Genomic DNA, 25613 nt, shown 5'->3' with positions numbered 1-25613 from the left:
GGCGGGATGCGCGACCCTCAGTCTTATCCGTTGACCGCGGCACAGCGTGCGATCGGATTACTGCAACAGTTGGCGGGCGCGACACCGGTGTCGAACGCGCTGTACCTCGAGCTCGCCGGTGACCTCGACACCGCGCTGCTGATCGCCTCGTTCGGGCGGGCGCTCGACGAGTTCGAGGTCAGCCGGGTGCGCGTGGTCGAGGTGGACGGCCAGCCCCGGCAGGTGGTGGACGACACCGCCAACGGCGCGGTCCGGCAGCTGGACTACACCTCGGCGCCCGATCCTGTTGCCGCGGCACTGGATTGGATGCACGCGGACTACCGTGCCCCCATCGACCTGGAACACGGCCCGGTGGTGCTGGGCGCGGTAGCGCGGGTCGGCGAGCAGCGGTGGCTCTGGTACCTGCGCGCCCATCACATCGCGATGGACGGTATCGCCGCACTGAACATCCTCACTCGAAGCGCGCAGCTCTACACCGCCGCGCTGGCGGGCGCCGAGCCCGCGGGCCAGACGATTCGGTCGCTGAGCGAGATCGTCACCGCCGACGAGCAGTATCGGGCCTCGCCGCGCTTCCACGACGACCGGATGTTCTGGTCGAAGTACGTCGCGGAGCTCCCCGTGCCGGTCACGCTGACCGATCGGGTCGCACTCGCCGAGGAGCATCCGCTCGCGGTGAGCGCGCTGCTGTCCCCCGAGACCGACCGCGCCTTCCGGACCGCCCTGGCCACCCGATCGGCCGGGCAGGCCGTTTTCGTCCTCGCCGCGTTCGGCCTGTATCTGGCGCGGATGACCGGCTCCGACGACGTGGTGCTGAGCCTGCCGGTGTCCGCGCGGGTCACGGCGGCCATGGGCCGCTCCGGCGGGATGACGGCCAATATCGTGCCGTTCCGGATCACCGTCACGCCCGGGCACACCGTCGGCACCCTGCTCGAGGAGACCCAGCGCACGCTGATGGGGGCCCTTCGCGGGCAGCGCTACCGGCACGAGGACATGCTCCAGGATTCGGAATCCGTTGCCGCCCGCCATCTTCCGCAGGCGGCCGGCCCGATGGTCGACCTGATGATTCTCGATACCAAGATCGTGCTCGGCGAGATCACCGGCCGGTTGCAAGTGTTGACTCCGGGGCTGGTTCCCGATCTCTCGGTGAACGTCTATCCGGCCGTCGGCGGCGAGAGTACCCGGGTCGATTTCTTCGCCAATCCCAGCGTCTACACCCTGGACCAGGTCACCGAGCACCACCGGCGGTTCGCGCGGTTCCTGGACAGCTTCCTGCACTGCGTGATCGCGGATTCCGAGACGCCCGTGCGTGCGGTGGCCTTGCTCGGGCCCGACGAGCACCGGGTGTTGCAGGAGTCCGGCGCCGGTGCGCCGGGGCCCGAACCGATCACGTTGCCCGCCATGCTGTCCCGGGCGGCGGCGACGCACCCGGATCGGCTCGCGGTCCGCGACGCGGAACACACCTGGACCTACCGCGAGCTCGACGAGTGGTCGAATCGGTGTGCGCGAACGCTGATCGAGGGCGGCGCGGGGCCGGAAACGACTGTGGCCATTGCTGTTCCACGCTCGGCGGCGTGGGTGCGCGCGGCCTGGGCGGTCGCCAAGACCGGCGCGGCTTTCGTGACCGTAGACCTCAGCCAGCCGGTCGAACGCAATCGGTTCATTCTCGCCGATTGCTCCACCGCCATCGTGCTCACAAGCAGTGAATCCACTTCGGAAGCAGCCGGATTGGAAGAGCCCGGAGTTCGGGTGATCGATATCGATCGGCTCGAACCGGCCGGGTGCGGCGCCGCTCCGATCACCGACGCGGATCGACGTGCCACGGTACGGATCGGCACTACCGCCTACATCGTCTACACCTCGGGCTCGACGGGCACCCCGAAGGGTGTCGCCGTCACCCATGCCGGACTGTCCGGAGTCGCCGACACCCTCGCCCGGCACTATCGGCTGGACAGCGACTCTCGCGTATTGGCGGTCTCCGCCCGCACTTTCGACGCGGCGGTCTTCGAACTGCTCGCGGCGGCTCCGGTCGGTGCGGCACTGATCGTCGCGCCCGGCGACGCGTTCGCCGGCCCGCCCCTGCAGGAGTTGATGCATGCCCATGGTGTGACACATGCGTGTTTGACTCCAGCCGTCGCCGCCACGCTCGATCCGCGGCGACTCGACGACCTGCGCGTGCTGATGGTCGCCGGCGAAGCCTGCCCGCCCGCGCTGGTGCGGCAGTGGTCGGGAAGCGACGCGGCCGGTGCTCGCGTGTTGTACAACCTGTACGGGCCGAGCGAGGCCACAATCTGGGTGACGAGCGCGGCGCTGCGGCCCGGTGACGCGGTGTCGCTGGGCGCTCCGATACCGGGCGTCCGGCTGACGGTCCTCGACGCGTGGCTGCGACCGGCACCCGCCGGGGCGGCGGGCGAGTTGTATTTGACCGGTCCCGGTGTGGCCCGCGGCTATCTCGGCCGGTCCGGTTCGAGCGCCGCATCGTTTGTCGCCGACCCGTATGGTCCGGCGGGCGCGCGGATGTACCGCACCGGCGACGTGGTGCGCTGGGAGACCGGCAGCGGCGGGGCGACGCTGAGTTTCGTCGGCCGCACCGACTCCCAGATCAAGATTCGCGGCCAGCGCCTCGAACTCGGCGAGATCGAAGCCGCGCTGACCGGGCTGGACGAGGTACAGCACGCCATCGTCACGGCCGCCGATGCCGCGTGGGTGGCGGCCTATCTCACGGCGGCGCCGGGACATTCCCTCGATGTCGACGCGGTCCGGCAGGCGGTGGGGCGGCGGCTGCCGTCCTACATGGTCCCCGAGACCATCACGGTGCTCGACGCATTGCCGATGACCCCGACCGGGAAGGTGGATCGTCGCGCGCTGCCCGCGCCGCGGCGCGCGGTGGCGGGCTACCGGGCCGCCTCGTCCCCGGTCGAGGAGATCATCGCCGCCGCGTTCGCCGAGGCGCTCGGCGCGGATCGCGTCGGTGTCGACGACGACTTCTTCGCCCGCGGCGGACATTCGATCTCGGCGACGCGGGTGGCGGCGCGACTGGCCGAGGTGACCGATCGCGCGGTCGGCGTCCGTGACATCTTCGACGCGCCCACCGCCGCCGGATTGGCCCGGGTGCTCACCGAGCGGGAGATCAGCACGGGCCCGGCGCGGTCGAAGCTGGTCGTCCGGGAGCGGCCCGAACGAATCCCGTTGTCGTTCGCGCAGTTACGCATGTGGTTCATCAACCGGTTCGAACCCGCCTCGCCGACCTACAACATCCCGCTGGTGTTCCGGCTGGCCGGAGCGCTCGATACCGAGGCCGTCGCCGCGGCGCTCGCCACGGTGGTCGCTCGGCATGAAGTACTGCGGACCCGGTATCCCGAGCTGGACGGGGTGCCCTATCAGGACGTTGTCGCGAACGCGGCGGCCCCGCTGGAGCTGACCGACCTCGATCCGGCGCAGGTGAACGACGCGGTGGCCGAGCGCGTCCGGCGCGGTTTCGACCTGCGCACGGATCTGCCCCTGCGCGCAACGGTGTTGCGCTGCGGCCGGTTCGAGCACGTCATGGTGCTGGTCGTGCATCACATCGCCGCGGACGGTCTGTCGATGGCGCCGCTGCTGCGGGACCTGTCGACGGCGTACGCGGCCGCCGCGGCGGGCCGGGAGCCGGAGTGGACCCCGCTGCCGGTGCAGTACCCGGATTTCGCGCTATGGCAGCGGGAACTGCTCGGTGCGGAGTCCGATGCCGCGAGTGCCTTCGCGGCGCAATGTCAGTACTGGGAACAGGAATTGGCCGGTGCCCCGCAGCCGATAGCGCTGCCGGCCGATCGGCCGCGCCCGCCGCTGACGAGCAACCGCGGCGACGCCGTCGAATTCGTCATCGACGCACCGCTGCGCGAGGCGCTGTATCGGCTCGCCCGCGAGCGCCGGGTCAGCGCGTCCATGGTCTTGCAAGCGGCGTTGGCGGTGCTGCTCTCCCGGTTGGGAGCGGGACCGGATGTCTCGATCGGCGGCCCGGTCGCCGGGCGCACCGAAGCGGCGCTGCGCGAGCTCGTCGGCTTCTTCGTCAATACCTGGGTGCTGCGGGTCGACCTGTCCGGGAACCCGCGTTTCGAGCAGGTGCTCGACCAGGTCCGCGGTAAAGCCCTGACCGCCTACGAGAATCAGGACGCACCGTTCGAGCGGCTGGTGGAGCTGATCAATCCAACCCGGTCGACGGCCTACAACCCGCTGTTCCAGGTCTCGCTCGAGTTCCAGAACGGCGGCCTGCCCGCACTGGAACTGCCCGGGCTGGCGGCCGAATTCCTCGCCTTCGCCACCGGAAGCGCCAAGAACGACTTGCATTTCGATCTGATCGAAACCCTCGGCACCGCCGAGACTCCCGCGGTGCTGGTCGGCCGGATCGAATACGCGACCGATCTGTTCGACCGCGCCACGGTGACCGGTATCGCCGACCGCTATCTGCGTGTCCTGCGCGCGGTGAGCGCCGACCCGGCGGAGGTGATCGCCGATATCGGCCTGCTGGCGGACGCGGAGCGCGATCGGCTGCTGACGCAGGGGAGTTCGCGGCTCGAGACCACGACGCCGGAGACCACGATCGCGGCGGCGTTCCGCCGCCGCGTCGATTCGGCGCCGGACGCGGTCGCCCTGCGGTTCGGTGACGAGGCGCTGACCTACGCGGAATTGGCAGTACGGGTCGATGTTCTGGCGCGGGCACTGGTGGGCCGGGGCGTCGGCCCGGGTGCCGTGGTGGCGGTGGCATTGCCGCGGTCGGCGGACCTGGTGACCGCCGTTTTGGCGGTGGTCCTCTCCGGTGGCGCGTATCTGCCGATCGATCCCGAATATCCCTCCGGCCGCATCGAATTCATTCTCGGTGACGCCGATCCCTTGCTGGTGTTGACGACCACTTCGACCGCGGCGGACTTGCCGTTGGGTGAACGGGCTTCGCTGTGCCTGGATGTCGCCGACCTCGAAGGTTTCGACACCGATTTGCCGTCACTGTCACCGGCCGACGCGGCGTATGTGATCTACACGTCGGGTTCGACGGGACGCCCGAAAGGTGTTGTGGTCGAACATCGTGGCGTGGTCAACATGGCGGCCCACGGGTGGCCGGGCGGGCCCGGTGACCGAGTGCTGCTGCACTCGTCGATGGCCTTCGACGCCTCGGCCTACGAGTTGTGGCCCGCACTGCTGGCGGGCTCGACGATCGTCATCGCCCCGCCCGGCCGATCGGACCTCGCGGAGCTGAGCCGGACGATATCCCGGCACGACGTGACGGCGTTGTACGTGACAACCCCGCTGTTCGAGATCCTGGCGAGCTCGGGGCCGCAGCTGACACTCGATTCGGTGCGCCGAGTGGTCACCGCCGGTGACGCGTTGCGGTCGGTCGCGGTCGCCCGCTTCCGCGACAGGTGGCCGGGCATCGGCGTGGTCAATGCCTATGGGCCGACCGAGAACACGGTGTGCGTCTCGACCTATGAGGTCCCCGATACGCGGGAGTGGATGAGCGGGGGCAGCGTTCCGATCGGCGGCCCCGTCGGGAATATGCGTGTCTTCGTGCTGGATTCGCGGTTGCGGCCGGTTCCGGCGGGGGTTCCGGGCGAACTGTATGTGGCCGGCGTGCAGCTGGCGCGCGGGTACCGGAATCGACCGGGCCTGACCGCCAAGCGGTTCTCGGCCTGCCCGTTCGGGGCGGGTGAGCGCATGTACCGGACCGGGGACGTGGTGCGGTGGACTCCCGCCGGGGTGCTGGAGTTCGTCACCCGCGCCGATGAGCAGGTCAAGGTGCGCGGGTACCGGATCGAGCCGGGTGAGGTCGAGTCCGCTTTGACCGCGCACCCGCTGGTCGCGCAGTCGGTGGTGATCGCCCGGGAGATCGATTCCGGCACCGCGGATTCGGTGGATAAGCGGCTGGTCGGGTATGTCGTCCTCGATGACGTGGCGGAGGCGGCCGACCTCGTCGGCGAGCTGCGGCGCTTCGTCGCGGACCGCCTGCCGGAGTACATGGTTCCCTCCGCGCTCGTCGTCCTCGACAGCCTGCCGCTGACACCCAATGGGAAGGTCGATCGGCGCGCATTGCCCGCGCCGACCTTCGCGGTCGCCGACTATCGCGCCGCGCTGACCCCCGCCGAGGAGAGCGTCGTCACCGTGTTCGCCGAGGTCCTCGGCGTGGACCGGGTCGGCGTCGACGACGACTTCTTCGCGCTCGGCGGGCATTCGCTCTCCGCGATGCGGGTGGCGTCCCGGATGACCGCGACGCTCGGCACCGAGGTGGGCGTCCGGGATGTCTTCGAGTCCCCCACCCCCGCCCGGCTGGCGCAGGCGCTGACCGCACGCGGAGCGGACCTCGCACCGGCCCGGCCGGAATTGACGGTGCGGGAACGCCCGGAGCGCATCCCGTTGTCGTTCGCGCAGTCCCGACTGTGGTTCATCAACCGATTCGAGCCGGACTCCCCCGCCTACAACATCCCGATGGTCCTGCGCTTGCGCGGACCGCTGGATCAGGACGCGCTGGCCGCGGCGTTGACCGACGTGGTGGCGCGACACGAGAGCCTGCGCACCGTGTTCCCCGATGAGGACGGGGTGCCGTACCAGCGGATCCTGCCGATCGAGCAGGCCGCGACCACGATCGAGACGAGGACGGTCGGCTCCGGCGAGCTCGAGCAGACCCTGGCGGTTCTCGTTCGCCGGGGATTCGATGTCGCGACCGAGCTGCCGCTGCGAGTGACGTTGCTGCGCAATGGTTCCGACGACCACACCGTGGTGCTGGTCCTGCACCACATCGCCGCGGACGGCTGGTCGATCGCGCCGTTCGTGCGCGACCTGACGGCCGCGTACACCGCGCGCCGAGAGGGACAGGCGCCGCAGTGGACGCCGATGCCGGTGCAGTACGCGGACTTCGCGCTGTGGCAGCGGGAGACGCTGGGCGCGGAGTCCGATCCGGACAGCGTGCTGGCAACCCAATTCCGTTATTGGGAAGACGAATTGGCGGACGCGCCGCAGCCGATAGCGCTGCCGGTGGACCGCCCGCGGCCGCCGGTCGCGGGCAATCGCGGCGCGGTGATCGAGTTCGCCTTCGAGCCCGCGCTGTGCGAGGCGCTGTATCGACTCGCCCACGATCGCCAGGTGACGGTGTCGATGCTGTTGCAGTCGACGCTGGCGGTGCTGCTGTCCCAGGTCGGCGCCGGCGAGGACATCAGCATCGGCGGTCCGGTCGCCGGGCGTGCCCAGGAGGCGACGCACGATCTGATCGGCTTCTTCGTCAATACCTGGGTGCTGCGGGTGGATCTGTCCGGGAACCCGCGTTTCGAGCAGGTGCTCGACCAGGTCCGCCGTAAAGCCTTGACCGCGTACGAGAATCAGGATGCCCCGTTCGAGCGCCTGGTCGAATTGCTGCAACCCACCCGTTCTCCGGCGTATCACTCGCTGTTCCAGGTGTCGTTCGCGCTCCAGAACAATCTCTTGCCCGATCTGCGGTTGCCGGAGCTGGCGGTCGAGATCGTTCCCGCGATTACCGGTACCGCCAAATTCGACCTGCACGTCGATGTGGTCGAACGAGTGAATCCGGCCGACAGCGCCGCGGCCCCCGTGCTGTCGGGCCGCATCGAATACGCCACCGATCTGTTCGATCGCAGCACCGTGACGGACCTCGCCGCCCGCTATCTGCGCCTGCTGGCGACCGTCACCGCCGATCCGGGAATGTCGCTCGGCCGGATGGATGTTCTCGCGCCGGACGAACGCGACCGGGTGCTGCGGATCTGGAACGACACGGCGGCGCCCGCGCCGGACGCGTCCTCGATCGCGCACCTGTTCGCTCGGCAGGTGGCGACCACGCCGCAGGCTGTTGCCGTCGCACACGCGGACGGTGACATCACCTATCGCGAATTGGCTACGCGGGTCGATGTTCTGGCGCGGATGCTGGTGGATCGAGGCGTCGGCCGCGGTTCGGTGGTGGCGGTGGCGATGCCGCGGTCGGCGGATCTGGTGACCGCGGTCTTGGCGGTGGTGATAGCCGGTGGCGCGTATCTGCCGATCGATCCCGAATATCCCACCAGCCGGATCGAATTCATCCTCGGCGACGCCGATCCGTTGCTCGTGTTGACGACGGTCTCCGTCGGGGCGGAGCTGCCGCTGGGTGCGCGAACCTCGTTGTGTTTGGATGTCGCCGATCTCGAAGTAGTCGATACCGAATTGCCGGCGCTGGCACCGGCCGACGCCGCGTACGTGATCTATACGTCCGGCTCGACAGGACGCCCGAAAGGCGTGGTGGTCGAACACCTCGGCGTAATGAATATGGCGGCCTACGGATGGCCGGGCGGGCCCGGCGAGCGGGTGCTGCTGCATTCGTCGATGGCCTTCGACGCCTCGGCCTACGAGCTGTGGCCCGCGCTGCTGGCGGGCTCGACGATCGTCATCGCCCCACCCGATCGGCTCGATCTCGCCGCGCTGATGCGCACGGTATCCCGGCATCGCGTGACGACGATATTCGCGGCCACCGCCCTCTTCGAGGTGCTCGCGACCGCGGAACCCGACCTCGACGCCGATCCGGTACGCCAGGTCGTCACCGGAGGCGACGCCCTGAGCGCGGCGGCGGTAGCGCAATTCCGGGAGCGCTGGCCGGGTATCGACATCGCCAATGCCTATGGGCCGACCGAGAACACGGTGTGCGTGTCGACCCAGCAGATCCCCGGGTCACAACCGTGGGCGGCCGGGGCGCGGGTGCCGATCGGCGCTCCGGTGCCGAATGTGCGGGTGTTCATCCTGGATTCGCGGTTGCGGCCGGTCCCGGTGGGTGTGGCGGGCGAATTGTATGTGGCCGGAGCGCAATTGGCGCGCGGCTACGCGGGGCGGCTCGGGTTGACCGCGCAGCGGTTCGTGGCGTGCCCGTTCGGTATCGCCGAGCGGATGTACCGGACCGGGGACGTGGTGCGGTGGACCCGCGACGGGGTGCTCGAATTCGCGGGCCGGGCCGACGATCAGGTCAAGGTGCGCGGGTATCGGATCGAGCCCGGCGAGGTCGAGGCGGCGCTGGTATCGCATCCGGCCGTGTCGCGCGCGGTGGTCGTCGCTCGGGCCCTCGCCTCCGACGACGCCGCGACGGTGCTCGACAAGCAGCTGGTCGCCTACGTCGTCCGCGACCGCGAAGCGGCGGTCGGCGACGACAGCGACCGGGCAGCCGAGCTGGTCGACCATTGGCGACTGGTCTACGACAACCTGTACGCCGGCAAGGAGAGCTATCTCGGCAACGGCCGGGAATTCGCCGAGCCGATGGCGCTGGACGCCGATTTCGGCGGCTGGAACAGCAGCTACACCGGAGAACCCATTCCCGTGGGGCAGATGCGGGAGTGGCGGGACGCGGTGGTGGACCGGGTGCTCGGCTTGCGGCCCGCGCACGTCCTGGAAATCGGTGTCGGATCCGGATTGCTGATGTCGCGGCTGGCCGCGGAGTGCGTCGAGTACTGGTGCACCGATTTCTCGGCGGCGACGATCGCCAATCTGGAATCGCGCCTGCTCGAATCGGGGGTGGACTGGGCGGACCGGGTGAGTTTGCGGGTGCAGTCCGCCGACGACGTCTCGGACCTGCCGCCGGACCGGTTCGACGTGGTGGTGGTGAACTCGGTGGCGCAGTACTTCCCGAACGCCGCCTATCTGATCGATGTGATCGACAAGGTCATGGGTCTGCTGGCGCCCGGCGGTGCGCTGTTCCTCGGCGATATCCGCAACCTGACGCTGCTGCGGGAATTCGCCACGGGTACCCAGCTGGCCGGTGGCGGCGAACAGGACACGGTGGCCGCGGTGCGCGAACGCGCGCGCCGCGCGCTGACCGCGGAGCAGGAACTGCTGGTCGCCCCGGAGTTCTTCCTCGCCCTGCGGGACAAGGTCGCCGGCATCGCCGCGGTGGACATCGAGTTGAAGTACGCGCCGGTCGACAACGAGTTGACCCGCTACCGCTACGACGTGGTCCTCCGCAAAGCTCCGGCACGGGTGCGATCGCTGGCCGATTTGCCGCAGCGGGCCTGGGCCGAATTCGGCGATCTGCGGGGACTGCACGCACAGCTCGCCGCCGAGCGGGCCGAAGGCCTGCGAATCACCGGAATACCGCAGGCCGGAACGATTCTGGATGTGGCAACCACTCGAATCGTCGACACCGCGGATGCGGATGCGGCGGTCGCCGATCTGGACCTGGGCACCCCGGCCCCAGCGGTGCTGCCGCACGAGATTCGTGCGCTCGGCGCGGCATTGGGCCACACGGTCGCCGTCACCTGGTCACCCGTGGCCGGTCTGATGGACGCCGTCCTCGTCCGCGACGCGGACGAGGACACGGTCTTCGACGACCTGTATGCGACCGCGGGCCCGCTGGATTCGCTGGGCACGTATGTGAACGATCCCGGTATCGGCGATCTGGTGGCCGAGATCCGGCACTTCGCGGCAGATCGACTGCCGGAGTTCATGATACCGGCCGCGATCGTCATCCTGGACGAGCTGCCCCTGCTGCCCAGCGGCAAGGTGGACCGGCGCGCGTTGCCCGCCCCGCAGCTGCTCACCTCGGCCTATCGGGCTCCGTCTACGGGGTTGGAAGAGATCGTCGTCTCGGTGTTCGCGGAAGTACTCGGCGTCGACCGGGTCGGGGTCGAGGACGATTTCTTCGCGCTGGGCGGGCATTCGCTGTCGGCGACGCGGGTGGCGTCCCGGGTGGCGACGGCCACGGGTCTGCCGGTCGAGGTGCGTGATGTGTTCGACGCGCCGACCGCGGCCCGGCTGGCGGCGGTCTTGGCCGTGCGCTCCCCCGAGATCGCGGAACAGCCGGGCGTGCCGCTGGCGCCGAGGGAACGGCCGGCGCGAATACCGCTGTCGTTCGCGCAGTCTCGCATGTGGTTCATCAACCGCTTCGAACCGGACTCCCCCGCCTACAACATCGCCATGGTGCTGCGGCTGCGCGGGCCGCTGGACACGGCGGCGCTGTCCGCGGCGTTCGGGGATGTCGCGGCGCGGCACGAGAGTTTGCGCACGGTGTTTCCCGATGAGAAGGGGATTCCGAGCCAGCGGATTCTGCCGCTCGAGGACACCGCGGCCGTCGAGATCGAACCTGTCGAGCCGAACGAGATCACCCACCGGGTGACGAGCATCGTGCGGCAGGGGTTCGACGTGTCCGCGCGGCCACCGTGGCGAGTCACGCTGCTGCGCAGTGGATCCGAGGATCATCTGCTGGTCGTGGTGCTGCACCACATCGTCGCCGACGGGTGGTCGATCGCGCCGCTGGTGCGCGATCTGGCGCTGGCCTACACCGCGCGCCGGGCGGGCGCACCGCCGCCCTGGCCGCCGTTGCCGGTGCAGTACGCCGACTACACGTTGTGGCAGCGCGAGGTGCTCGGCGCGGAATCCGATCCGGAAACCCTGGCCGCCCGCCAGATCGCCTATTGGACAGAGCATTTGGCGGGGCTGCCGGACCGGCTGGAACTGCCCTCCGATCGGCCGCGGCCGGTGGTCGCGTCCCAGCGTGGCGGCACCTATACCTTCACCCTGGATGCCGCGACCGTGGCCGGGCTGGGCACGGTGGCACGAACTCATCGGGTGACGGTGTTCATGGTGGTGCACGCGGCGCTGGCGGTGCTGCTGTCGCGGCTGTCGGGCAGCGCCGATATCGCGGTGGGCACGCCGATCGCGGGTCGTGGCGCGGCGGCGCTGGACGGCGTGGTCGGCATGTTCGTCAATACGCTGGTGCTGCGGACCCGGGTCGACGAGACCGGGTCGTTCGCCGACCTGCTCGAGCACTGCCGTCAGGTGGACCTGGCCGCGTTCGCACACGCCGACATGCCGTTCGAACGGGTCGTCGAGGCCATCGACCCACCCCGCAGCCAGGCCCATCACCCGTTGTTCCAGGTGCTGCTGGCCTTCCAGAACCTCGATCTGGACCCGGCGCTGGCGCGGCTGCCCGGGCTCGCGGTCGAGCCGCTGCGCAGTCTCGATATCGGGGTCGAACGATTCGATCTCACCCTTACCGTCGCCGATATCCCGGACAGCGCGTCCGGCGGCGGCGGTGTGCCGATCACGGTCAGCTTCGCGCTCGACCTGTTCGATCGGCCGACGATCGTCGAATTCGCGCATCGGCTCCAGCGCACCGTGCGGGCGGTGGTCGCCGATCCGGCGATCTCCCTTCGAGGTCTGGATCTGCTGGCGCCGGACGAGCGAGTGTCGTTGCGCCAGTGGGGCGATGGCGGTCCCGTTCCGGAGCCGGACACGCTGGCCGGGCTGCTCGCCCGCGCCGCGGCGGAATTCCCGGCCCGACCGGCGGTCGTGGACGCGGAGCGCGAATGGACGTATCAGGATCTCGACGAATGGTCGAATCGCTTGGCGCGGGCGCTGATCGCGCAGCGGGCCGGCCCGGAAACCGTCATCGCGATCGCTCTTCCCCGGTCGGCCGCCTGGGTGCGCGCGGTGTGGGCGGTCGCGAAGACCGGGGCCGCCTTCGTCTCCCTCGATCCGGCGCAACCACGGGAGCGTAATCGCGGCATCCTCGCCGATTGCGCGGCCACCATCCTGCTCACCGGCGGCGGTACCGCCGGAGAATGGGAAATCGGCGTCGTCGATCTGGACGGGTTCGACCCCGCCGCCTGGAGCGACGGCCCGCTCCATGCCGCTGACCGGCTCGGCTCGGTCCGGCCGGATAACACCGCTTACATCGTCTACACCTCGGGATCGACCGGCACGCCGAAGGGGGTGGCGGTCACCCACGCCGGGCTCTCCGCGATCACCGCGGCACAGCGCCGCGACCTCGACACGAACAGCGAATCGCGGGTATTGGCGGTCGCCGCGCGCACTTTCGACGCGGCGATCTTCGAACTGCTCCTCGCGGTGCCGGTCGGCGGGGCGATGATCGTCGCGCCCGAGGAGGTTTTCGCCGGACCGCCGCTGACGGAGCTGATGCGCACCGCGGGGGTGACGCACGCGTGTATGACGCCAGCCGTCGCGGCCACCCTCGATGCTAGGCAGCTCCAGGGTTTGCGCGTGCTGATGCTCGCGGGCGAGGCGTGCCCGCCCGCGCTGGTGCGGCACTGGGCGGGTAGCCAGGCCGCTGTGCACAACCTGTACGGGCCCAGCGAGGCCACGATCTGGGTAACGGGCACGAAATCGGTGGTGCGCGAACCGGTATCGATCGGCACTCCGATTCCCGGTGTCCGATCGGTGGTCTTGGACGCCTGGCTGAATGTGGTGCCACCGGGCGTGGTCGGCGAGCTGTACGTAGCCGGTCCCGGCGTGGCCCGCGGCTACCTCGATCGGCTCGGCACGACTGCCGCCGCATTCGTGGCCGATCCGTTCGGCCCTGCTGGATCTCGCATGTACCGCACCGGCGATCTGGTGCGGTGGCTGCCCGGGAGCGGGGCGCTGGAGGTCGTCGGACGCGCCGATTCCCAGATCAAGATTCGCGGTCAGCGCCTGGAACTCGGCGAGATCGAAGCCGTATTGACCGAACTCGACGAGGTGGAGCGGGCCGTCGTCCGGCACGGTGCACGACTGGCCGCCTATCTGACCCCGGCGACGGGCCATGTCCCGGACCCGGTCGCCCTCCGCGCGGCCGCGGCGCGGCGACTGCCCTCCTACATGGTCCCCGACACCATCACCGTCTTGGACGAGCTGCCGCTGACCCCGACCGGAAAGGTGGACCTGCGCGCGCTGCCGGAACCGGAGTGGGTGGCCACGACGTATCGCGCGCCCGCCACCGGCACCGAGGAAGTCGTGGCCGCGGTCTTCGCGCAGGTCCTCGGCCTCGACCAGGTGGGAGCCGACGACGACTTCTTCGCCCTGGGCGGCGACAGCATCGTCTCGATCCAGCTGGTCGCCCGGGCGAAGGATCGCGGTGTGGTGTTCACCCCGCGGCAGGTCTTCGAGGCGCGGACGGTCGCCGCGTTGGCGCGGGTGGCCGAATCGGTCGAGCCCGCACCGGTGCTGGCGGAGTTGCCCGGCGGCGGTGTCGGCGCTATGCCGCTGACCCCGATCGCCCGGTGGATGGCCGAGCAGGGCGGGTTCGGGCGGTTGAATCAGACCCTGGTGCTCACCGCGCCGGCCGGTTTGGATCGGGCCGGTTTGACGGCGATCGTGAGCGCGTTGCTCGACCGGCACGACATGCTGCGGGCCCGGCTGTGGCACGACGGCCGGGACTGGCAGCTCGAGACGCGGCCCCGGGACGCGGTGGACGTCGAGCCGCTGGTGCACGTGGTCGAGCAGCAGCGCCATCGTCTGGTCACGGCGGAGGTCGACGCGGCGCTCGAGCGGCTCGATCCGGCCAACGGCGTTGTCTTGCAAGTGCTCTGGTTCGCACCCACCGACGCGGCGCAGCCGGGTCAGCTGATTTTCCTCGCGCATCACCTTGTGGTGGACGGTGTTTCGTGGCGCATCATCCTGCCCGACCTGATGTCGGCGTGGCAGCAGTACCGCACCGGCGGTGCGGTGTCGATGCCGCCGGTGGGGACGTCGATGCGGCGGTGGGCACACGGGATGGCCGAGACGGCGCAATCGCCTGAGCGGGTGGCGGAACTGCCGCTGTGGCAGGCGATCCTGGACGGACCGGATCCGCTGCTCGGCTCACGCGCACTGGACCCTGCTCGCGATACCGGAAGCGCCATACGGGTACGGCGAGTGGAGGTTTCGGCGGAAGTCACCGAGGCCCTGCTGACCCGGGTGCCCGCGGCTTTCCACGGTGACGTACAGGACACGCTGGTCGCCGCGCTGGCCCTGGCCGTGCGGCGCTGGCGGGGCGGCGCGGAGTCCTCGACGCTGCTGCGATTGGAAGGGCACGGACGCGAGGAACAAGCCCTCCCGGGTGCGGACCTGACCTCGACGGTCGGCTGGTTCACGACCATGTACCCGGTCCGGATCCCGCTGGCCGGAATCGATCCGGACGACGCCTACGCCGGTGGTCCGGCGATCGAGACGGTGGTCAAGAACACGAAGGAGCACCTGCGCGCGATCCCGGACCACGGCCTCGGCTACGGGCTGCTGCGCTACCTCAACCCGGACACGGCACCGGCCTTGCCCGCCGCGCCGCCCGCGCAGATCGCCTTCAACTACCTCGGCCAGCTGTCGCCCGGCGGGACAACCCCCACCGCGTTCGCCGTCACCGATGCCCTCGGCGCGCCGATCGCCGACAAGGACCTGCACGTCCTGGCGACAGCGGTCGTCGATATCACGGCGGCCGTCACCGAGGGGCGCTTGTCGGCCACCTTCGGCTACCTCGACGACATCCTGGACGCGACGGAAGTCGATGAGCTGGCCCGGCTCTGGGTCGACGCGCTGCACGCCGTCGTCGCCCGGCTGCGCCACCCGCACACCGGCGGGCACACGCCGTCGGACTTCCCGCTGGTGCGGGCCACCCAATCCGACATCACGACCTGGGAGGCGCGCTACCCGGGCCTGGCCGACGTCTGGCCGTTGTCGCCGTTGCAGTCCGGGCTGCTGTTCCACGCCCGGCTGGCCGAGTCGCGGGTGGACGTGTACGCGGTCCAGCTCGCGATCACGCTGACCGGCGTGGTGGACGCCGCACGCCTGCGCCACGCGGCCGGGCAGCTGCTGGAGCGCTACCCGAATCTCGGGGTGGCGTTCGGTACCACCGCGGCGGGCGACGGCGTGCAGATCGTCTCCGAGGACGTGGTGATGCTGTGGCGCGAGATCGACCTGCGCGCGGATTCCGGCGCCACACTGGCCGAGGTGCTGGAGCGGGACAAGGCCGAGCCGTTCGACATCGAAACGGCCCCGCTGATGCGGTTCACCCTGGTCACCGTCGCCGAGGGCCGGTACACGCTCTTGCTCTCCTACCACCACGTGCTGTTCGACGGGTGGTCGATGCCCTCGCTGCTGCGGACGCTGCTCGCGGCGTACGCGACGCCGGACGACACGATCGGCGCGAACCCGGCGGGGTCTTATCGGTCCTATCTCGACTGGCTCGGCCGGCAGGATCCGGCGGACTCGCTGCGAGTGTGGCGGCACGCGCTCGATGACGCCGAAGCGACGCTTCTGGCTCCGCGAGCTCCGGAGTCGATGGAGCGAATGGACTCTGTCGCACTCGATTTCGACCATGGGCTCTCCGACCGGCTGGTCGCCGCCGCGTCGTCCGCCGGGGTCACGGTGAACACCGTGTTCCAGGTGGCGTGGGCGATCGTCGCGGGGTACCTGACCGGGCGCGACGATGTCGTCTTCGGCGCGACGGTGTCCGGACGGCCCGCGGATCTGCCCGGTATCGAGTCCGCGGCGGGCCTGTTCATCAACACCATCCCGGTGCGGGTGCGCCGGCGCCCCGGCGAACCGATCGCCGCGGTGCTGCACCGCGTGCAGGCGGAACAGTCCGAACTGCTGGGCCATCACCACATCGGCCTGTCCGATATCCATGCCGCACTGGATGTTTCGACACTGTTCGACACGGTGCTGGTCTTCGAGTCCTATCCCGTCGACGAGGCCGCGCTCGCGGCCCAGGCCGCGGCGATCGAGGACATGCGGGTCGAGGAGCTGCGGTCCGACGATGCCGCGCACTATCCGCTGGCGCTGGTGGTCGTGAAGGGCGAACCGTTCCGGGCGCAGTTGCAGTACCAGCCGGGTGTATTCGCGCATGAGTGGGTTCAGGCCTGTGCCGATCGGCTCACGCGCGTACTCGACGCGATGACGGCGGATACGGAGGTCGCCGCGGAGTCGATCGATCTCCTGTCCCCCGCCGAACGAGCTCGGCTCGCACCGGTGCGGGGCCGCCCGGCACAGCCGGCGCGACCGCTGGCGGATCTGCTCGTCGCGGGAGCCGCTCTCGATCCGGCCGCACCCGCGGTGATATCGGGTGCGGTGACGCTGAGCTTCGGGGCACTGGACGACGCTTCGAATCGCTTGGCACGGTTGCTGATCGACCGCGGTATCGGGCCGGGCGACGCGGTCGCGCTGGCGATGCCCCGGGGCATCGAATTCCTGCTCGGATTGTGGGCGGTGACCAAGGCCGGTGCGGCCTTCGTACCGATCGACCCACGCCATCCGCTGGACCGGGTCATCGGCATGATCGCCGATTCCGAAGTGCGCCTTGCCCTGTCGGTCGCCGACACGGTGCACACGGTGCCGGACTCGATCGACCGGATAATGCTCGACGCGCCGGACCTCGCGGAGTTCTCCGCGGCTGCGGTGACCGACGCCGTCCGGATTCGGCCCCTGCACCCGGGACACGCCGCCTACGTGGTCTACACCTCCGGCTCGACGGGCACCCCGAAGGGTGTTGTGGTCAGCCATGACGGCCTGGCGAACTTCACCGCCGAGCAGCGCGAACGCTACCGCGTGGACACCCGCTCCCGCGTATTGGCGGTGTCGGCCACGGGTTTCGACGCGGTGATGATGGAACTGCTGATGGCACACCCGAACGGGGCCGCGCTGGTGGTCTCGCCACCGGACACCTTCGGCGGCGCGCCCCTCGCGGACATCATTCGGCAGCACGGGGTTTCGCATGCGTTCGTGACGACGAGTGTGCTGGCGACCATGTCGCCCGCCGGACTCGATGCGCTGCGAGTGCTCGTCACCGGTGGCGAGCGGGTACCCGCGGAGCTGGTGGCGGCTTGGGCGCCGGATCGGGAGCTGTACATCGCGTACGGGCCGACCGAGACCGTCATCGTCACCACGCTCAGCGAGCCGATGACACCCGAGGCGCCGGTAACTCTCGGCGGTCCGATCCGCGGCATCGAGGCGGTCGTCTTGGACGCGTCGCTCCGGCCCGTTCCGGTCGGAGTGCGGGGTGAGCTGTACCTCGGCGGCATCCAGCAGGCCCTGGAATACTCGAACCGGCCGGCCCTGACCGCCGCGGCCTTCGTCGCGAATCCGTTCGGCCGCAGCGGTTCCCGCCTGTACCGCACCGGCGACCAGGTGTGCTGGAACGCGCAGGGCACCTTGGAGTTCCTGGGACGCAACGACTTCCAGGTGAAGGTTCGCGGACAGCGGGTCGAGCTGGGCGAGATCGAGGCGGTGCTGTCCGACCAACCCGGGGTGACGCGGGCGGTCGTGGTGCAGCACGCGCGATCCCATCGACTCATCGGCTACCTCGTCGGCACCGGCCTCGACGCGGAGCGGGTATTGGCCGCGGCCCGGCAGCGGCTGCCGGCACACATGGTGCCCGACGCCTGCGCGGTCCTGCCCGAGCTGCCGCTCACGGTGAGCGGCAAATTGGATCGCGCGGCCCTGCCGGAACCGGAAACCCTCACGCGGGCCTACCGCGCGCCGTCGACGCCGGCCGAGCAGCTGGTAGCGGAGGTGTTCGCCGAACTGCTCGGACTCGATCGGGTCGGCGCGGACGACGACTTCTTCGCGCTGGGCGGGCATTCGCTCTCCGCGATGCGAGTGACCTCGCGGGTATCGGCGGTCGCGGGTGTGCATCTCGGCGTGCGGGATGTGTTCGAGGCCCCGACTCCCGCGCGGCTGGCGCGGGTGCTGGATGCCGGCGTCGGTGGTGCGGTGGAATCGGCGCTGGTCGTCCGGGAGCGGCCCGACCGGGTGCCGTTGTCGTTCGCGCAGCTGCGCATGTGGTTCATCAACCAATTCCACGGGGCGTCAGCGGCATACACGATTCCGCTGGTGCTGCGGTTGACCGGCGAACTGGACACCGGCGCCCTGATCGCGGCGCTCGGCGATGTGGTGGCGCGGCACGAAAGCCTGCGCACGGTATTCCCCGACGAGCAGGGGACGCCGTTCCAGCGGGTGCTGCCCCCCGACCGGACCGCGGTACCCGTCGAGGTGCGGTCGGTGACTCCGGCACAGCTCGACGCCGCCGTCGCCGCGTCGATTCGGCACGGGTTCGACCTGGCGACCGAGCTTCCCCTGCGAGCCACGTTGCTGGACAGCGGTTCCGGTGACCACATCTTGGCGCTGGTGATTCATCACATCGCCGCCGACGGGTGGTCGATCGCGCCGCTCGCACGGGACCTGTCGACCGCCTACGCGGCGCGGCAAGCGGGCCGGCCGCCGGAATGGGTGCCGTTGCCGATCCAGTACGCGGACTACGCACTCTGGCAACGTACGGAGTTGGGTGACCAGGACGACCCCGAGTCGGCTTCGGCGCGTCAGCTCGCCTACTGGACAGCACATTTGGCGGAGCTGCCGGATCGGCTGGAGTTGCCCGCGGATCGGCCGCGGCCGATGGTCGCCTCGCACGCGGGCGGCAGCTATTCATTCGCCTTGGACGGCGGGTTGTTCGCCAGGATCGGCGAACTGGCCGCCGCTCAGGGGGTGACGGTCTTCATGGTCGTGCACTCGGCGGTGGCGCTGTTGCTGTCGCGGCTGTCGGGCACCGGGGACATCGCCGTCGGAACGCCGATCGCGGGGCGCGGGGCGGCGGCGCTGGACGATCTGGTCGGCATGTTCGTCAACACCCTGGTGCTGCGGACGCGGGTCGACGAGGCCGGTTCGTTCACCGATCTGCTCGGTCACGTTCGGCAGGTGGATCTCGATGCCTTCGCCCATGCCGATATCCCGTTCGAGCGGGTGGTGGAGGCCATCGATCTGCCTCGCACGCAGGCGCATCATCCACTGTTCCAAGTAATGCTGGCATTCCAGAATCTCGACCTGGATCCCGACTCCGCGGACCTGCCCGGGATTCGGGTCACGCCCATGACCCTGGATACCGGCGTCGAACGCTTCGATCTGTCGATCACCGTCGCCGACATCCCCGACGCGACGGGCGACATCCCAATCACCATCGGCTACGCCACGGATCTGTTCGATCGATCGACCGTCACACAGATGGCTCGCCGGCTGGAGCGGATCCTGTTCGCGGCGGTGACCGCTGCCGCGGCCGGATTGCGCGCTCTGGAGATACTCGAGGCGAGCGAGCGGCAGTCGTTGCGGGAGTGGGGTGACGGCGGCGCGGCACCGGCCCCGATCCCGCTCACCGAGCTGCTCTCCCGGGTGGCCGCGCGGTTCCCGGATCAGCTCGCGGTCACCGACGCGATGCAGCACCTGACCTATCAGGAACTGGATCGCTGGTCGAATCGGTGCGCGCGGATGCTGATCGAACAGGGTGCCGGTCCGGAAACCGTAGTGGCGGTGGCGCTTCCACGGTCGGCGGCCTGGGTGTGGGCGGTCTGGGCGGTCGCGAAGACCGGCGCCGCCTTCGTGTCCCTCGATCCGGCCCAGCTGCCGGAGCGCAACCGCTTCGTCCTCGCGGACGCCGCCGCGACGATCGTGCTCGCCGAGGCCGGCGAGTTGAACGATGCCGGGATTCCGGTCATCGATCCGGACCTGGTCGATCTCCTCGGCTACAGCGATACCTCGGTGACCGAGGACGATCGGCGCGGTGCCGTGCGGCCGGGCAATACCGCCTACGTCGTGTACACCTCCGGCACGACCGGCACGCCGAAGGGCGTCGCCGTCACCCACGCCGGGTTGACCGCTGTCACGGCCGCGCAGTGCGAGCAGTTCGGTCTGCGCGCCGATTCCCGCGTATTGGCGGTCGCGGCACGTACTTTCGACGCGGCGGTCTTCGAGGTGCTGTCGGCGGTTTCGGCCGGTGCGGCGCTGGTGGTCGCCGCGGCCGACGTCTTCGCCGGTGCGCCGCTGGCGGAGTTGATCCGCGCCGAGGGCGTCACGCACGCCTGTTTGACTCCGGCGGTGGCGGCGACCATGGATGCCGAGTCGCTGAACCAGCTGCGGGTATTGATGGTCGCGGGCGAGGCGTGCCCGTCGGCGCTGGTGCGGCAATGGTCCGGTACCGACGCGCCCGGTGCTCGTGAGCTGTACAACCTGTACGGGCCCAGCGAGTCCACGATCTGGGTTACCGCAGCCGAATTGCTGGTAGACGAACCGGTTTCACTGGGCGGGCCGATTCCGGGCGTCCGGTTGGCGGTGCTGGACGCGTCGCTGCGGCCGGTACCGGCGGGTGTGGTCGGCGAGTTGTATGCCGCCGGTCCCGGTGTGGCGCGCGGATATCTCGGGCGGGCGGGGTTGACGGCCGGGTCGTTCGTCGCCGATCCGGCCGGTCCGGCCGGGTCGCGGATGTATCGCACCGGAGACCTGGTGCGGTGGCTGCCGGACGGTGCGCGTCCGAGGTTGCAGTTCGCCGGACGCGCCGACCGGCAGATCAAGATCCGCGCCCAGCGCCTCGAACTCGGCGAGATCGAGAACATGCTGACCCAGCTGGACGAGGTCGCGCGCGCGGTGGTCATCACCCATAGCCACGAACCGAGCGCGACCGTGCGACTGGCGGCTTACATCACCGCGGCGCCCGATCACCTGCCCGACCCGGTCGGCGTCCGGCAGGCGGTCGCGCAACGGCTGCCGTCCTACATGGTCCCCGACACCGTCACGGTGCTGGCGGAGCTGCCGCTGACCTCGACCGGCAAGGTCGATCGGCGCGCGTTGCCCGTCCCGGAGTGGGTGACGGTGGCCTATCGCGCGCCCTCGACACCGTTCGAGGAGATCGTGGTGTCGGCCTTCGCCGAGGTACTCGGCGTGGACCGGGTCGGGGTGGACGACGACTTCTTCGCGCTCGGCGGGCATTCGTTGTCGGCGACGCGGGTGGCCGCCCGGGTGGCCGCGGCGGCCGGTATCGAGCTGGGCGTGCGGGATCTGTTCGACGCGCCGACCGCGGCTGGACTGGCGCTGGTGCTCGCCGAGCGCTCGACCGGCGCCGACCCGGCGCGGTCCCGGCTGGTGGTGCGCGAGCGGCCGGAGTATCTGCCGCTCTCGTTCGCGCAGTGGCGAATGTGGTTCATCAACCGGCTCGAACCGGACTCACCGGCCTACAACATTCCGCTCGTGCTGCGGTTCACCGGCGAGTTGGATGTCGAGGCCCTGACCGCGGCCCTCGGTGATGTGGTGGCCCGCCACGAAACGCTGCGCACGGTGTTCCCGGACCGGGACGGAAACCCGTACCAGCGGATCCTGCCGGTCGCCGAGGCCACCGTGCCCGTCGAGGTGCGGGCCGTCGACGCGGCCGACATCGAACAGGTGGTGCTGCCGCTGGTGCGGCGCGGGTTCGATCTGCCGAGTGCGCCGCCGTTGCGGGTTACTTTGCTGGACAGCGGGTCCGGCGAGTACGTACTCGTGCTGGTCATGCATCACATCGCGGCGGACGGCTGGTCGCTGGCACCGTTGGCGCAGGATCTGGCGCTCGCCTATTCCGCGCGGCGGACCGGGCGGGCGCCGGAGTGGGCCGGGCCGTTGCCGGTGCAGTACGCGGATTACACGCTGTGGCAGCGTGAGGTGCTGGGCGCGGAATCCGACCCGGGCAGCGTGTCGGCGCGTCAGGTCGAGTACTGGGCCGGGCAGCTGGCGGGCGTGCCGGACCGGCTGGAGTTGCCCGCCGACCGGACGCGGCCCGCGGTGGCCTCGCATCGCGGGGACACGTATTCGTTTGCGGTGCACCCGGAAACGGCCGCCGGGCTGCACCGGATCGCGCGGGCACACCACGCGACGGTGTTCATGGTGCTGCACGCGGCGTTGGCGGTCACGCTGTCGCGGATGTCGGGCAGTAGCGATATCGCGGTGGGCACGCCGATCGCGGGGCGCGGGGCCGCGGCACTGGACGGGCTGATCGGCATGTTCGTCAACACGTTGGTGTTGCGAACTCACGTCGATGCGGCCGTCACCTTCAGCGAGCTGCTCGAGCAGTGCCGCCGGGTCGATCTGGAGGCGTTCGCGCACGCCGACATTCCGTTCGAGCGGGTGGTCGAAGTGATCGATCCGCCGCGCACCCAGGCGTATCACCCGCTGTTCCAGGTGATGCTGGCGTTCCAGAATCTGGACCTCGATCCGGCGGACGCGCAGTTGCCGGGCGTGCGGTGCACGCCGATCGACCTCGGCAGCGGGGTCGAACGATTCGATCTCACCGTCACCGTTTCCGATACCCCGGATACCGCCGGTGGGCTGATCATCGGGGTGAGCTTCGCCCTCGATCTGTTCGATCGATCGACGATCACCGCGTTGACCCGGCGGCTGCGACGAATCATCGAGGCCGTGGTCGCCGATCCCGCGGTGGGGTTGCGCGATATCGAGGTCCTCGACGCGAACGAGCGAGCGTTGTTGTCGCAGTGGGGTGATGGCGGCTCCGGGCCGGAGCCGGCCACCTTCACCGAGGTGCTGGAGCGCGCCGCGAGCGAGCACGCGGATCGGCTCGCGGTCGTGGATGCCGGGCGCGAGTGGACCTATCGGGAGCTCGATCAGTGGTCCAATCGGTGCGCGCGCCTGCTGCTCGAGGCCGGCATCGGACGGGAATCGGTTGTCGCGGTTGCTATTCCGCGATCGGGAGAGTGGGTGCGCGCGGTGTGGGCGGTCGTCAAGACCGGTGCCGCGTTCGTGTCCATCGATCCCGCCCACCCGGCCGAGCGGAATCGGTTCATCCTCACCGACTGCGCGGCCGACGTCGTGCTCACCAACGGTGAAATCGCTTCGCGGGTAGCCGGTTCGGAGGCTGCCGAGTTGGGCAGCGCTGGAATCGATCTGGGCGGCCTCGACCTCGGCGGGTACAGCGCCGCACGAGTCGGCGACGTCGACCGGGGCGGCTCGGTGCGCCCGGAGAACACCGCCTATGTCATCTACACCTCCGGATCGACCGGCACACCCAAGGGCGTGGCCGTCACCCATACGGGATTGGCCGCCGTCACCGCCGTCCAGCACGCGCGCTGCCGCCCGAGCCACGACTCCCGCGTATTGGCCGGTGTCGCACGCACTTTCGACGCCGCCGTGATCGAATTGCTGTTGGCGATACCGGTCGGTGCGGCCCTGGTTGTCGCCCCGGACGATATCTTCGCCGGGGATCCGCTCGCGGAGTTGCTGCGCGGCGAGCGCATCACGCACGCCTTCCTGTCGCCGGCGGTCGGCCTCTCGGTCGATCCCGCCGGGCTGGACGACCTGCGGGCCATCGTGAGCGGTGGTGAGGCCTGCACGCCGGAGCTGGTGCGGCGGTGGGCCGGCACGGACGCCGCCGGTGAGCGTGTGCTGCTCAACGTGTACGGACCCAGCGAGTGCACGATGTGGATCTCCGGCACACTGCTGGACACCGGTCACCCGGTGTCGCTGGGCGGTCCGATTCCGGATGTTCGCTTGGTGGTGCTGGATTCGTCGTTGCGGCCGGTCGCTGCGGGTGCGGTCGGCGAGTTGTATGCGGCCGGTCCGAGTGTGGCGCGCGGATATCTGCGCCGGCCGGGGTTGTCCGCGGCCGCGTTCGTGGCCGATCCCTTCGGGCCGGCCGGGTCGCGGATGTATCGCACCGGAGACCTGGTGCGGTGGGCATCCGGCGGCGACGACGCGGTGCTGATGTTCGTGGGTCGCGCCGACTTCCAGGTCAAGCTCCGAGGTCAACGCCTCGAACTCGGCGAAATCGAAGCGGCGCTGGCGGATTCGGCCGAGGTACTGCAAGCGGTGGTGACCGTCCACTCCCCCGGCTCGGCGGACGCGCGGTTGGCCGCCTACGTCACTCCTTCGCCTGCCTGCCGCCTCGATCCGGCGGTGATCCGCCGGGCGGTGGCGCGACGGCTGCCCTCGTTCATGGTGCCCGACACGATCACCGTGCTCGACGCCTTGCCGCTGACCGTGAACGGGAAGGTCGATCGACGGGCGCTGCCCGCACCGGAGGGCGTGACCGCGTCCTATCGGGCGCCCTCGACGCCGCTCGAGGAAGTCGTGGTCTCGGTGTTCGCGGAGGTGCTGGGAGTAGAGCGGGTGGGCGTCGACGACGACTTCTTCACCCTGGGCGGCACTTCGGTGGTCGCGATGCAGTTGGTCTCGCAGCTTCGCGCACGCACCGACACAGTCGTTCCCTACCGGCTGCTCTTCGCCGATTCGACACCGGCGTCACTCGCGCGGTACCTGGCAGCTCCGCAGTCCGAGATGGGCGTCTCGCTCGGCGTCCTGGCACCGCTGCGTTCGACCGGCGACAAGGCTCCCCTGTTCTGCGTCCATCCCGGTGGCGGTCTCGCCTGGGTCTACGGCGCGCTCGCCGGGCACCTGGACCCGGACCGCCCCGTCTACGGCCTCCAGGATCCCTACATCGTCGAGAACGGGCCTCGGATCGAGTCGGTGGAGGACTACGCCGAGCGATACGTCGAGGAACTCCTGACGGCCTTCCCCGACACCACCTATCACCTGCTCGGCTGGTCACTGGGCGGGAAGATCGCGCACGCCATGGCGGCACGCCTGCAACAGCTGGGTCACCCGGTCGGGCTGCTCGCCCTCGTCGACGCGGGTATCGCCGAGAACCTCACCCCGGCACCGGAACCCGATGGCGTGCGGGCCGACCGCGCGCTGACCGAGTTCCTCCGCGGCTGGCGCGAATTCCTCGGCATGACCGACGACCAGCAGATCGACGACCCCGCCGAACTGCTCCCCCTGATCGCGGAGCGCCTCAGCGCCGAGGGCATCCTCACCCCGCAACAGGTGGACCGGGTCACCGAGTGCTTCACCACCCCGGTGTCGCATACCCCGCCCCGTTACGACGGCGACGCCGTCCTGTTCATCGCCGCCAAGGAGTCCTATCGAGACCAGATCGCCGGAACCTGGCGCGGGCACATCACCGGGGCCGTTCACGAGATCCCGATCGACGAATGGCATACGGGGATGATGAATCCGCAGGGGGCCGGCGCCATCGGCCCGATCCTGAACACGCTGCTCCGGGACGGCGGGCAGTAGCGGGCACG

1 protein-coding gene is annotated in these 25613 nt (G+C 70.0%); it reads left to right on the top strand.

Annotation, left to right across the window (positions count from 1 at the left end):
* Window positions 1–6: 6 nt before the first annotated feature.
* Window positions 7–25605 (top strand): non-ribosomal peptide synthase/polyketide synthase, encoded by a 25599-nt coding sequence (locus AB0H76_RS33235; protein ID WP_357331031.1) that lies wholly within the window; start codon window positions 7–9, stop codon window positions 25603–25605.
* The last annotated feature ends 8 nt before the right edge of the window (window positions 25606–25613 follow it).

This window comes from Nocardia sp. NPDC050712, from assembly GCF_040654295.1.
Taxonomy (GTDB): Bacteria; Actinomycetota; Actinomycetes; order Mycobacteriales; family Mycobacteriaceae; genus Nocardia.
The sequence above is the reverse complement of the archived record's forward strand: the minus strand, read 5'-3'. Positions and strand labels throughout refer to the sequence as shown.

Excerpts from the sequence above, each read along its gene's own strand:
- AB0H76_RS33235 (WP_357331031.1), top strand. The coding sequence starts at position 7 with ATGCGCGACCCTCAGTCTTATCCGTTGACCGCGGCACAGCGTGCGATC.